Source organism: Risungbinella massiliensis, assembly GCF_000942395.1.
GTDB classification, from domain to species: domain Bacteria; phylum Bacillota; class Bacilli; order Thermoactinomycetales; family Thermoactinomycetaceae; genus Risungbinella; species Risungbinella massiliensis.
Genome location: NZ_LN812103.1, coordinates 796,361 through 808,131 on the forward strand (window position 1 = coordinate 796,361; position 11,771 = coordinate 808,131).

Sequence of the window (11,771 nt, forward strand, 5' to 3'; positions counted from 1 at the left end):
TCGAACGAAAAACGAGGTGAAAACGCTCATGCTAAAACCGAGAACGTCTCCTGATTTTGTCATTGTCATCGCTATATTGTGTTTGCTAACCATCGGAGTAGTGATGGTGTATAGCGCAAGTGCTGCGTTTGCTTATGACAAATACGACGATGCCTTCTACTTTGCGAAAAGGCAGCTTCTCTTTGCGGCATTGGGCGTTTTCTTTATGTTCATGGTCGCAAATTTACACCCAGATGTATTTCGTAAATGGGCAAAACCTGCACTTATTGCTTGTTTTATTCTACTAATCATCGTCCTTATTCCAGGAGTTGGTATTTTGCGGAATGGGGCGAGAAGTTGGTTAGGGATTGGAGCTTTTAGTATTCAGCCATCAGAATTTACGAAACTAGCAATGATCGCCTTTCTTGGTAATCTGTTTTCCAAACCAGGATATCCAATCGAAAAATTTGCTCGTGGTTTTTTACCTGGGCTAGGGATTTTGGGATTGGCTTTTGGACTGATTATGTTACAACCGGATTTAGGGACAGGAACGGTTCTCTTCGGTACAGGAATGATCATTATCTTTGCGGCTGGAGCGAGGATCAAACACTTGTTAGGGCTTGTCTTGTTAGGGATCGGCGGATTTGTCGGCTTGATCTTAGCCGCTCCGTACCGAATGGCTCGGATCACTGCCTTTCTCGATCCGTGGCAAGATCCACTAGGTGCTGGATATCAGATTATTCAATCCCTATTTGCGATTGGACCGGGTGGTCTCATGGGAATGGGTTTTGGGATGAGTCGACAGAAGCATCTCTATCTCCCTGAGCCACATACGGACTTCATCTTTTCTATTATCTCGGAGGAGCTAGGTTTCTTAGGATCGGCAACTGTTGTCATCTTATTTGCGGTCTTGATCTGGAGAGGATTTCGAACTGCGATCTTGTCACCCGACCTCTTCACTAGTTTAGTCGCCACGGGGGTTACTAGTATGTTGATGATCCAATCGGTGATCAACATCGGAGTAGTTTCTGGCGTCTTTCCTGTCACAGGTGTTACCTTACCATTTCTCAGTTATGGAGGATCGTCTCTTACCTTGACCTTGATTGCAGTGGGCATTTTGTTGAACTTGTCGAGGTTTTGTAAGCCTTCGGAGAAGTAGGGTATGAGTAGGGATTCAAAAAAGGTGAGTTCCTTTTATAATTGGTATGAGGTTCTTTTGTTTTTTAAATTTTTTGATTAATGGTTGCGATACTAAAATTGTCATTGTATAGTAATAGACATTCAATAACGGATCTTGTACATCTAGAGATTATCCATTCCAAGAATAGCAAGGAACACGGAGGAGAACGGATGGAACATCAGATTCTAGAGCTTTTACAAGAACTAAATAAGAATCAACAAGAGCTGAATCAGAAGGTAGATGGTCTTCAACAGGAATTACAAAGTACTAAAATGGAACTGAATCTAAAGGTAGATAGTCTTCAACAGGAAGTGCACAGTACAAAAGTTGAACTGAATCAAAAGGTAGATGGTCTTCATCAAGAGTTACAAGATACGAAATCTGAGCAAAACAGGAAATACAATCAGTAAGAGACAACATAAATAGCCTGCATGAAAATGTCGTGGATCTATTTGAAACAATGAACGGCAAAATTACTTTTATGCAAGAACCATTAGCAGTAGTATCGGAAATAGCAGTCACAAAAGAGGAATTAGAACGAGCAGAAAGAACAACAGATACACTTGCAGGTGATTTTTATCGATTAAAAGCGCAAGTGTCTGAATGGAAACGTCAGACTTCCTAATTAGGTGGTCTTTTTTTGTATATGGGAGTAAAAGTATGACCAATGAAGTGGCATCGCAGCAAAGAAAAAGACCGCATTCATTTGCGATCTTTTTCTTTGCCTTGTCGTTTTCATTGTATCTTTTTAGCCTCGCTAAGGAGGATCGCTTTCAAAAGTCATACCTGATCACCTCCTCGAATTAGTAAATGTATTTCTTCTAAACAGGCGATATATTTATCCTGCCGGTTTACCAACTTCCAACAATCAGACAGACTGACGAGGATGTCCTTTAAGGGGTTTGAAAAATGATTTTTACGGCGATTGCTCGGGCTTCTTCTAAGGAAATGATTGCTTCAAAATATTTGCTTTCTTTTATCAAGAAATCTGCAAATTTTGTTAAAGCAAAACAGTGTCGTTGAGCATCTTTTGTACTTGCTCCTTCTTTTAGAGCACGGTTGAAGTATTCTGATGCGTCTTCATTTTGTTTTAAATGGCTGTATAGGATACCTAGACTGGTGTATGAAGTAACTAGCAAATCACGTGCTTTTGTTTTGGGTTCTAATTCTAAGGATTGCAAATACAGTTCTTCTGCTTGCTTATAATCTTTTAAACTAAAACAGATATTCCCCCATGTTGTGAGTAACTCCTGTGATCTTCGATGACGTTGGTTAATGGAAGATAGAGCAAAGCCTTCTTTGACATAATCTAATGCTTTCTTGTACTCCCCCTTTTTGTTTAAGATAGATGCTTTGATCTCGTAAGCGTTTAAGCGTACTTCTAGATCCGGAACTTCCTGAAACGACTCCCAATACTCATTTAGAAGATGCATCGATTCATCGATCAGATTCAACTTATCAAGATAGGATGCTTTCCCGACAATCAGATAGAGACGTATATCTTGCCGCTCTCCATCTTTATCGTAATAATCTAATCCTTCATTTACATATTCCAATGCCTTTTGGATGTCATTTTGTTCAAAAAAGCAAACTCGGGCAAGTTCTTTGTAACAACAAGAAATGAAGTTAGTAGAGAATAACTTGTTCTTTTGACATATCTCGATACAAGTATTCAGGTAACTCTTTGTTTTATTCCAATTGGACTTTTTAAAGTAGTACTTTCCTTTTAGGTAGTAATATTCGCTTAGAAGTTCTTTGTTGGTTTCACATTGTGATTGGAGTGTCCGAAAAGTAGGAAGTACATTGTCCAGAAGTCCTGAATCTATTTTGGAAGCTAGCAAAAATAATTTTTGTTTTACCTCATTCACGTCATGTTGTTCATTCAAAGACAGTTCGGCAAGATTTTGAATGCCGAGCTTCTTTACATAATAATCTCGTTTAGGCTTGCGTACTTTAATTCCTCTCTCAATAGAACTAATGGTGGCAATTGATAATTGGTCGTCAGCAAGATCTTTTAATCTTAGCCCACGAGATTTTCGGTAATTTCGTAGTGCCTTTCCGATTTCTTCATCAACCACTGTAACACACCTCTCGAATAATTAGTATTTTTTTAAGAATCTTTGCACCATTCGTCACAGTAATTTTCTAAAATGGCTATTTTTTAGAGACTTTAGTCATAATTATGAGTAAAAAATGACATAACATTAATCGGAACTATAGATTTTTCGAGAAACTAGTCTTCACTTTCTGAGAAATATGCAAATTTGATGTTTTGTTTTCCTAATCTTAAAATTATTTTATCCGGTAGTCCACTACCTTCTACTACAAAATGTGTGATTATCTGTGATAACTTCCCAACTGGAACGGGGTATACCTGTCCTCTTACATCAAGATAGAAGTACGTATATCTCGCTCCCAATCTCTAATACGTACTTCTATCTTTATATTTATATAAAAACCAAATATATTGTTGATGCTTATCACCCCTAAGGTGGACATTCAATTATTTATGGTAGTTCTACAATCTACTTCAATTTGAAAAAGATTAAGGGTGAGAACTCGAAAAGTAAGACAAAAAGACCTTATTCCTTAAAAGGAAAAGGTCTTTTTCTAAGTGAGGATCTTCTGTACCTTACGAGTTAGTCTTCAGGTGGATCGTCAATTGCACTAGATTTAGAGCTTGTTCTTGATATTGCATGATATTCTGCTCCCCGTTGAGAGAGGCGACAGAGTTTTATATTTTCAGGTTGAACTGATTTTTTTATCTGTATACAAACGTAATTAACTCTTCAGTTGAGGGAAATGCAAGTTTATTCCATGGGATTTCATCAAAATAGAAAAAACAACCTTTCTTGCTTTCGATGTTCACAATAACTGTTTCATGATCCGCAATCGCTTCGTAGACTAATTGGACAAGTTATAATTTCATTAACCTCTACAGAAAGACCTGTTTCTTCTTTTACCTCATTTTTTATTACTTCAAAAAGATCATGTCCACGTTCTACATGTCCTCCTGGAAATGCCCATAAGTCTTTCCTAGGCTCTTCGTTTCTTTGAAGAAGTAATACTTTATTTTTTTCTCTATTTAGAACCACTGCCACTACTACTAACTTTGGATCTAAGTAGAAGACAAATTGACAATAATGACAAAGTAGTTGCGGTTGGTTGGGAATATGTAAGTTTTCTAGCGAAAATCGGTGTCCACAACGAGGACAAAATTTTAGATCCTCTTTTGTATATCTCCACTGATATTGAAAGTAAAGCTCTTTGTTCATAATTAAATCTCCTTAGTAATGGATTTATTATGAGACAACTCGTCGTTATTTTTAGATGTAAGACAAAAAGACCTTAATCCATAGAAAGGAAAAGGTCAAACCTCACTTTTCCGGTGAGTAATTGTTGCATCATGCCTTGCTTGATGGATTTGTATTTGTCTCGTTTTTGCTTTAGGGCTAGTCTAATGGCAGTGGGACAACGAGAGCGAGTTACGCAAGATCGAGTGGTAGAGTTGTTTCAAAGCAAGCTAGGTTATCGGTATTTTGGTTCTTGGCATGATCGAGCAAACAATCGCAATATCGAAGAGAGTCTGTTGCGAGATTATTTGTCCAAACAAGGATATAGCCAAGACCTGATCACCAAGGCAATCTATGAGTTAACGAGAACAGCTACCAATCAGAGTAGAGACCTCTATGAGAACAATAAAGCAGTGTATTCTCTGTTGCGTTATGGGGTGAAGGTAAAAGAAAATGTCGGCGAGAACATGCAGACGGTCTGGCTGATCGATTGGAACAATCCTCAAAACAATGATTTTGCCATCGCCGAAGAAGTCTCGATCAAAGTGGAACACAAAAAACGTCCGGATATTGTGCTCTATGTGAATGGGATCGCGCTGGGGATCTTGGAGCTAAAACGTAGTACGGTCTCTGTCTCGGAAGGAATTCGCCAAAATCTGGACAATCAGCAGAAAGATTTTATCCGTCCTTTTTTCTCGACTATCCAGATTGTCATGGCGGGTAATGATACCGAGGGCATTCGCTATGGAGTGATCGATACTCCCGAAAAGTACTATCTCACTTGGAAAGAAGCCTGTGAGATAGAGAATGTCCTAGATAGGCATATTGTACAGCTCTGCCAAAAAGAGAGACTACTAGAGCTGATCCATGACTTTATCGTCTATGATCGGGGGATCAAGAAGCTCTGTCGCCATAATCAATATTTTGGGGTGAAGGCAGCTCAAGAGAGCTTGCGTATTCGTGAAGGCGGCATTATCTGGCACACGCAAGGAAGCGGCAAGAGCTTGGTGATGGTCTGGCTGACTAAGTGGATCAGGGAGAATATCAAAGACGCTCGGGTGTTGATCATTACGGATCGCACGGAACTGGACGAGCAGATCGAAAAGGTGTTCAAAGGCGTGGATGAAGAGATTTACCGCACTCACAGCGGAAATGATCTGATCGAAAAACTAAATGCCACCACACCATGGCTGGTCTGTTCGCTCATCCATAAGTTCGGCAAGAAAGAAGAGGCAGATTACGATGCCTATATTGAAGAGCTGAACAATAGTCTGCCCAAAGACTTCAAGTCCAAGGGAGATCTCTATGTATTGGTGGATGAGTGTCATCGTACCCAATCAGGGAAGCTACATAAAGCGATGAAGCATATCTTGCCCAATACGTTGTTTGTTGGGTTTACTGATACCCCATTGTTAAAAAAGGATAAACAAAAAAGCATCGAGGTATTTGGTAAGTACATTCACACCTACAAGTTTGACGAAGCGGTTGCCGATCAAGTGGTGTTAGATTTGCGCTACGAAGCTCGCAACATTGACCAAAATATCACTTCACCAGCCAAGATCGACCAGTGGTTTACTGCCAAGACCAAAGGCTTGACCGATTATGCCCTTGCCCAACTGAAGAAGAAGTGGGGCACGATGCAACGTGTCCTAAGCTCCAGATCCAGATTGGAAAAGGTAGTAGCCGATATTTTACTGGATATGGAGATCAAAGACCGCTTACAAAATGGCAGAGGGAATGCCATCTTAGTCGCAGGTAGTATTTATGAGGCGTGCAAGTATTATGAGCTGTTTCAAAGCCATGGTTTTACCAAATGTGCGATTATTAGCTAGTATCAGCACTCGGTCATGACAAAGAAGATGTCGGTGGCTTGTTAAGCAATCGCTTGGAGAAGGAGAAAGAACGGCTGGAGGGTGCCCGTGAAAGTATTAAAGCTCTCTGTGAGCCTGTAGAGCCACCTAAAGACACGATGGCATACATTCGCTATTTCTGTGCGAAAAATACAGAAAATAGCGAGGAGTTAAAAGGGAACGAACCCAAGCGGTTGGCTTTGTATAAGTATACAGTTGCATTGATTCGGGCTTATGCCAATCTAGCAAATGAAATGGTGGAAGCAGGTTATTCCGCGCCAGAGATTGAGGAGATTAAGAGAGAAGTCAAGTACTATAGGGATGTTCGAGAAGAGATGAAGCGGGCTAGCGGTGATTATATTGATCTAAAAGCATATGAGCCTGCGATGCGCCATCTGATCGATACATATATCAGAGCGGAAGAGAGCGAAAAGATCTCGGCTTTTGATGATCTAAGCCTCATTGAGCTGATCGTAGAACGAGGCGAGGATGCGATCAAAGAATTGCCCAAAGGGATCAGAAAAGACCCGGAAGCAGTTGCCGAAACGATCGAGAACAATGTTCGCCGATTGATTATTGATGAGATGCCTACCAACCCCAAGTATTATGAAGATATGTCCGTTTTGCTCGACGAGATCATCAAAGCACGGAAAGAAGCCGCCAAACATTATGAGGAGTACTTGGCGAAAATCGTGGAACTCAGTAAAAAGGTGAAAAATCCTGGTAATTCTGCCAACTATCCCGAAAGCTTAAATTCCAATGCCAAACGAGCTTTATATGATAACTTAGGTCATGACGAAGAACTCGCCTTGGCTTTACATGCATCCATTCTGCGCAACAGGTATGATGGATGGCGGGGTAGTATGATCAAAGAACGAAAAGTAATGATAGTCATCAAAGAACACATCAAAGATAAGGACAAAGCAGAAGAAATCTTCGAGATCGTAAAAAACAAGGGGACTACTAATATGCACCAGATCACTGTCGGAAACATAGAAATTGACGTAGTAAAAAAAGATATCAAAAACCTCCATCTTGGTGTGTATCCACCTAACGGCAGAGTGCGTATTGCGGCACCTTTGAAAGTGAATGATGATGCTGTCCGGCTTTTTGCCATTACAAAATGAGCTGGATCAAAAAACAGCAAACCAAGTTTGAAAACCAAGAACGCCAATCTCAAAGAGAATTTGTATCAGGTGAAAGCCACTATGTAGCTGGTACACGCTATCTCTTAAATGTGATCTACGGGCAGACAACTCCAAAAGTGATCATACGCAATAAAACCTATATTGATCTATATGTACGAGAAGGCAGTACGAGAGAACAACGTGAGAAAGTAATGATGGAGTGGTAATCGCAAGCAATTAAAAGAACAGATACCATCCCTCATTGACAAGTGGCAAGAGGTGATGGGGGTGGAGGTAGACTCTTGGGGTGTCAAGCTGATGAAAACCAAGTGGGGCACTTGTAATATCTCCGCCAAACGGATCTGGCTCAATCTCGAATTAGCCAAAAAACCAAAGCATTGCCTGGAATATGTTGTTGTACACGAAATGGTTCATTTGTTGGAGCGAAATCACAACGACCGTTTTGTAGCTTATATGGATCGATTTATGCCACGATGGCGTGTGTATAAAGAGGAATTGAATCGGTTTGTTTTGGATGATATAAAAGGGAATTAAGTATGTAGTTACGTTTTATCCTATAAATATTCGGAGTAATACGCAACAAAAAAAGGAGTTGGCAGCAAGATTCCCTCTCCTTTTTGTTGTGTCTGCTCTACCAATTCCCCATAACATAGTTAAAGCTATTTTCTGAACCTCTTTCATCTTTTTCTTTGATATATACTCCGATTCCTTCGATGATCAATTTTTTCCGTCGATCCAGCATCGGACTGATTGCAATCCCGTCTACTCCTTGGATACCAAAGCCATCTTCCTCTTCATCATAATAAATTCTCTCATCTAACCGCATGGCATCATCGATTTTCATCCCGATTCCGATTTTTCCAAATAGCAAACCTTGGTAGTTCTCATAGGCGAAAATACTTTCTAACTTTCCGTTTAGTACATTAAATGTAAGTATTAGGGTATCTTTAAAATTGTATTTAATAAGATTCGGAAGGGGCATGGAATAATAATTATCTAACCCAGTATGCCCCTTCCTAGTACGCCCACTTTTAAAATGAGGGAAAGTGTCAATCGTATCGTAATATTCCTTGATATGTGTTTTTAGTGTAAATCCACCTAAAGATTGACCGGGGATAATCGGTGCTTCCAAATCTAAAATACCGTACTGGTTCATATGTAAACCTCCAAATGGAATTTTTAATAAAAATAGTACCCAAGTAAAACTTGGATACTATAGTAGGAAAAAAGTTTTAGCTTTCTCCCCACGTGAGTTGTAGTCGGTCTCTCTACCCCAAACTACTTTTATTGTACCATTATTTGTACTAATCACTAGGTAAGGTATACTGCCATGAGTTCCTTGTCCTGAGTTACTTCTTAATGCGAGGATTGGATATTTTGGCTTTCCAATACTAAACTTCCACCCTTTTCCATATTTGCTTTCTGTCAAAGGTGCTTCGATGCGAACTAGATTTTTGGCTGACATTTTTTTAAACGTCTTATAGGCTTTCTCTACTATTTCGTCAGGATGGCTTTGGGCAAAATTGTCTAAGTTTCGATCTACATATAATAGCATCTTTAGTACTTTTTTTAGTGCGGGATTTTTCTCTTCTTGTTGCACTATGTATTCCCCTCTTCTATCTCATGATGTAAAAAACAAATGTCAAATAATTTTCCTTATCCCCTCCTCCATATGCTTACTAAGCGAAATAAGCATATGGAGGGTGGTAAGGAAGAATTATTGCTTTGTTTTAGAGAAAAGGGGGATTACAAAGACAAACAAGAAAAAAGGAGTAAAGTACAACTCGTTTGTACTATATCATTTAAAAAATTATGTGAATAGAATCACTAATGTAAAAAGGGCATAAGATAAGGTCGCCTTCCCAAATTCATTCTTGAGAAAGCGACCTTATCTTATCGAACTATTCAAACACATAATTGTGTATCTCATCTAGAGAGGGATTTTGTCATTGAAACGGAGCGAGTCTGCTTAAGATTTTCAGGAGTGGATGTATCTGATAAACTACTGGTACAAATATATGTATAAACACTAAGTTCTGAAAGGAACAAACCAAATGACACTTTCCAACCTAGAATACCGCCACGAACCCCCATCTGTAGAAGACTACTGCAATCTCCGCGTCCAAGCAGGCATGAGCCCTCGTGGCAAAGAAGCTGCGAGAATTGGACTACCAAACAGTCTCTTTGCCGTTACCGTTTATGAGGGTGAGAGACTGATCGGCATGGCGAGAGTAGTAGGGGATGGAGGAGTCAATTTTTTGATCGTAGATGTAGCGGTCCATCCTGATTACCAAGGAAAAGGAATTGGTAAGAAAATGATGGGTGACATCATGCAATACATAGATAGCAAAGCTCTACCAGGTTCTCTGATACAACTTTCTGCAGATCCCCCAGCAGATAATCTATACAAACAGTTTGGCTTTGAATATATGACCGATTCTATTGGAATGTATAAATATATCTATGAAAAATAAAAGTATGCCGATTATGGTATGCTTTTTTTGTGATAAATTCGTATCTCTGTTATGATTGCATCTTTCTTCAAAACTCGCTATCCTATTTAGGGTATGTACGATCCATAGAATACATATTTTCCTATCAGTGATCAATTTTCGTATGTAGCGTGATGAGACATAGGCAGTACCAATCCTGAAACATACGAATAATGTAAAATACCAATAAAACAACTAGAGAAGGGGGGAAACTCCGGTGAAACCGACTAAAGAGGAGTTTCTTGTTACGGGAATAGAGGAGATTCGAGAGAATGAACCCTTATCTCGTCACACGACTTGGAAAGTAGGAGGACCGGCAGATCTTCTGATCCATCCCAAATCTCGTGAACAATTAGAACAGGCGATGAAGATTATTCATCAGAAACAATACCCTTGGCGGGTGATTGGACGTGGTTCCAATCTTCTCGTACGGGATAAAGGAATTCGCGGTGTGGTGATCAAATTAGATGAGGGCTTTGAATATCTCCAGATCGAAGGCACCGAGGTAACGGCAGGTGGCGCATTTTCTACCGTTGTACTTGCAACCAAGACGGCACGCAGTGGACTGACCGGACTTGAGTTTGCTGGTGGAATCCCAGGAAATGTCGGGGGGGCTGTCTACATGAACGCAGGGGCTCACGGATCTGATATTTCCAAAGTATTGGTGTCAGCAGAAGTGCTCTTGGAGACTGGAGAATGGAGACGGTTGACGAACGAAGAGTGTAAGTTCCGTTATCGTACTTCCGTTTTGCAAAATGAGCTAAAAGGAATTGTGACGGAAGCCACCTTCCGCCTAACCGAAGGGGAAGCAGAGAAGATTACCGCCCATCTTACCGAGTTTAAAGATCGTCGTCGGCAAACACAACCACTTCAATTTCCTTGTGCGGGAAGTGTTTTTCGTAATCCACCTGGTGATTATGCTGGCCGACTCATTCAAGAATCGGGTCTCAAAGGGTACCAGATTGGTGATGCACAGATTTCCGAGCTACATGCCAATTTCATCATCAATCGGGGGCAAGCCAAAGCTGAAGATATTCTTTCTTTGATCCAATATGCTCGTAAAACGATTTGGGATCGGTATGAAGTTGATTTGGAACCAGAGGTATTAGTAGTAGGAGAGGCATAAATGCGTTCCATCCCATGAGTACTTTTTCTCATGGGTTTTGTTACCCCTTCGATTAGGATTTTCCCCCTTTGGTTTTCACCGCGAATAAATCAGAAACTTTTTAAAGAAAGAAGCGTGGAAAGTATATTTCATGCAAAAGATGTTTTATCTGATCAGTTGTTAGCAAATGCGAATGACCCTAGTTGGTACATCCCCTTTTCAGACTCGGTTGAGAATTTGTCGGAGGAAGAAGCGTTTTGGAAGCCTACCGAATATAGTCATAGTATCGCTGAAATTGTACAGCATCTACTTTATTGGAATGAAGCTTGGCAAATCAGGTACCAAAAATCTCATGTCGATGCTGTCCCTTCGATAGGAAACAATGATAAAAGCTTTATCGTTTCGGAAAATCAAAAATTTCATGACTTAAAGGAACGTTTATTAGAGGTACTTTTACAATGGCAAGATCTACTTACGGAAGAAAAAGTCGAAAGTGATGTAAACGGCTTCCGAGTATCTGCTAAGTGGTGGCAGATACTCGGAAATGCATCCACTCATAACGCATATCACATTGGTCAAATCATTTATATTCGGAAGCTGCAAAAGAGCTGGAAAGTAGATGCTGCTAAAGAGGAGTAAATGAAAATCTGATCGATCAATAACAAAAGAAATATACTTTAGAAGGGTATTGAAAATGATCAATTCCTTTTAGGATCTACCGTAG

At 40.0% G+C, this 11,771-nt stretch carries 14 protein-coding genes; 10 read left to right on the plus strand and 4 right to left on the minus strand.

Annotated elements, in window-relative coordinates; genetic code table 11:
* Positions 1 to 28 precede the first annotated feature (28 nt).
* The 3 genes from spoVE (at position 29) to VJ09_RS15200 (ending at position 1,784) form a co-directional block, all read left to right on the plus strand.
* Entirely contained in the window at positions 29 to 1,138 is a 1,110-nt protein-coding gene (gene spoVE / locus VJ09_RS15190; protein ID WP_044642473.1) for a stage V sporulation protein E, read from the plus strand.
* 191 nt (positions 1,139 to 1,329) lie between these two features.
* A complete protein-coding gene (locus tag VJ09_RS15195) occupies positions 1,330 to 1,569 on the plus strand; it encodes a hypothetical protein (RefSeq protein ID WP_044642474.1) in 240 nt (79 codons plus the stop codon).
* Positions 1,570 to 1,619: 50 nt separating this feature from the next.
* A complete protein-coding gene (locus VJ09_RS15200; protein ID WP_154662377.1) occupies positions 1,620 to 1,784 on the plus strand; it encodes a hypothetical protein in 165 nt (54 codons plus the stop codon).
* A 268-nt stretch (positions 1,785 to 2,052) separates the two neighbouring features.
* Here the strand turns inward: VJ09_RS15200 and VJ09_RS15205 are convergent, their stop codons facing one another.
* Together VJ09_RS15205 and VJ09_RS15210 are read right to left on the minus strand one after the other, a co-directional pair.
* Positions 2,053 to 3,237, minus strand: a complete 1,185-nt coding sequence (locus VJ09_RS15205; RefSeq protein WP_044642476.1) for a tetratricopeptide repeat protein — start codon at positions 3,235 to 3,237, stop codon at positions 2,053 to 2,055.
* An 801-nt stretch (positions 3,238 to 4,038) separates the two neighbouring features.
* Complete coding sequence (locus VJ09_RS15210; RefSeq protein WP_052807442.1) at positions 4,039 to 4,434, minus strand: NUDIX hydrolase; 396 nt, start codon at positions 4,432 to 4,434, stop codon at positions 4,039 to 4,041.
* 185 nt (positions 4,435 to 4,619) lie between these two features.
* Here VJ09_RS15210 and VJ09_RS18880 point away from each other — a divergent pair, with 185 nt between their 5' ends.
* The 4 genes from VJ09_RS18880 to VJ09_RS19005 all read left to right on the plus strand — a co-directional run bounded on the left by VJ09_RS18880 (position 4,620) and on the right by VJ09_RS19005 (position 7,984).
* Positions 4,620 to 6,284: a type I restriction endonuclease subunit R gene (locus VJ09_RS18880; protein ID WP_222704954.1), complete on the plus strand. Its 1,665-nt coding sequence runs from the start codon at positions 4,620 to 4,622 to the stop codon at positions 6,282 to 6,284.
* Positions 6,285 to 6,322: 38 nt separating this feature from the next.
* Positions 6,323 to 7,429, plus strand: coding sequence for a hypothetical protein (locus VJ09_RS18885; RefSeq protein ID WP_230199164.1), 1,107 nt, complete (start codon positions 6,323 to 6,325; stop codon positions 7,427 to 7,429).
* Positions 7,426 to 7,656, plus strand: coding sequence for a YgjP-like metallopeptidase domain-containing protein (locus VJ09_RS19000; protein WP_044642477.1), 231 nt, complete (start codon positions 7,426 to 7,428; stop codon positions 7,654 to 7,656). Before VJ09_RS18885 ends, VJ09_RS19000 begins: the two co-directional genes overlap by 4 nt.
* Positions 7,657 to 7,717: 61 nt before the next feature.
* Positions 7,718 to 7,984 (plus strand): SprT-like domain-containing protein, encoded by a 267-nt coding sequence (locus VJ09_RS19005; RefSeq protein ID WP_407689995.1) that lies wholly within the window; start codon positions 7,718 to 7,720, stop codon positions 7,982 to 7,984.
* A 97-nt stretch (positions 7,985 to 8,081) separates the two neighbouring features.
* On the opposite strand, the gene VJ09_RS15230 is transcribed toward VJ09_RS19005, so the two are convergent.
* Both VJ09_RS15230 and VJ09_RS15235 read right to left on the minus strand, forming a co-directional pair.
* Entirely contained in the window at positions 8,082 to 8,606 is a 525-nt protein-coding gene (locus VJ09_RS15230) for a hypothetical protein (protein WP_044642479.1), read from the minus strand.
* Positions 8,607 to 8,663: 57 nt separating this feature from the next.
* The gene (locus VJ09_RS15235; RefSeq protein ID WP_044642480.1) at positions 8,664 to 9,050 is read right to left on the minus strand and encodes an adaptor complexes medium subunit family protein; all 387 of its coding nucleotides are present in this window, start codon (positions 9,048 to 9,050) and stop codon (positions 8,664 to 8,666) included.
* A gap of 454 nt (positions 9,051 to 9,504) precedes the next feature.
* Here VJ09_RS15235 and VJ09_RS15245 point away from each other — a divergent pair, with 454 nt between their 5' ends.
* The 3 genes from VJ09_RS15245 (at position 9,505) to VJ09_RS15255 (ending at position 11,686) form a co-directional block, all read left to right on the plus strand.
* The gene (locus VJ09_RS15245; RefSeq protein ID WP_044642482.1) at positions 9,505 to 9,924 is read left to right on the plus strand and encodes a GNAT family N-acetyltransferase; all 420 of its coding nucleotides are present in this window, start codon (positions 9,505 to 9,507) and stop codon (positions 9,922 to 9,924) included.
* A 235-nt stretch (positions 9,925 to 10,159) separates the two neighbouring features.
* On the plus strand, positions 10,160 to 11,068 hold the full coding sequence (murB, locus tag VJ09_RS15250; protein WP_044642483.1) for a UDP-N-acetylmuramate dehydrogenase: 909 nt from the start codon (positions 10,160 to 10,162) through the stop codon (positions 11,066 to 11,068).
* Positions 11,069 to 11,191: 123 nt separating this feature from the next.
* Positions 11,192 to 11,686, plus strand: a complete 495-nt coding sequence (locus tag VJ09_RS15255; RefSeq protein ID WP_044642953.1) for a DinB family protein — start codon at positions 11,192 to 11,194, stop codon at positions 11,684 to 11,686.
* The last annotated feature ends 85 nt before the right edge of the window (positions 11,687 to 11,771 follow it).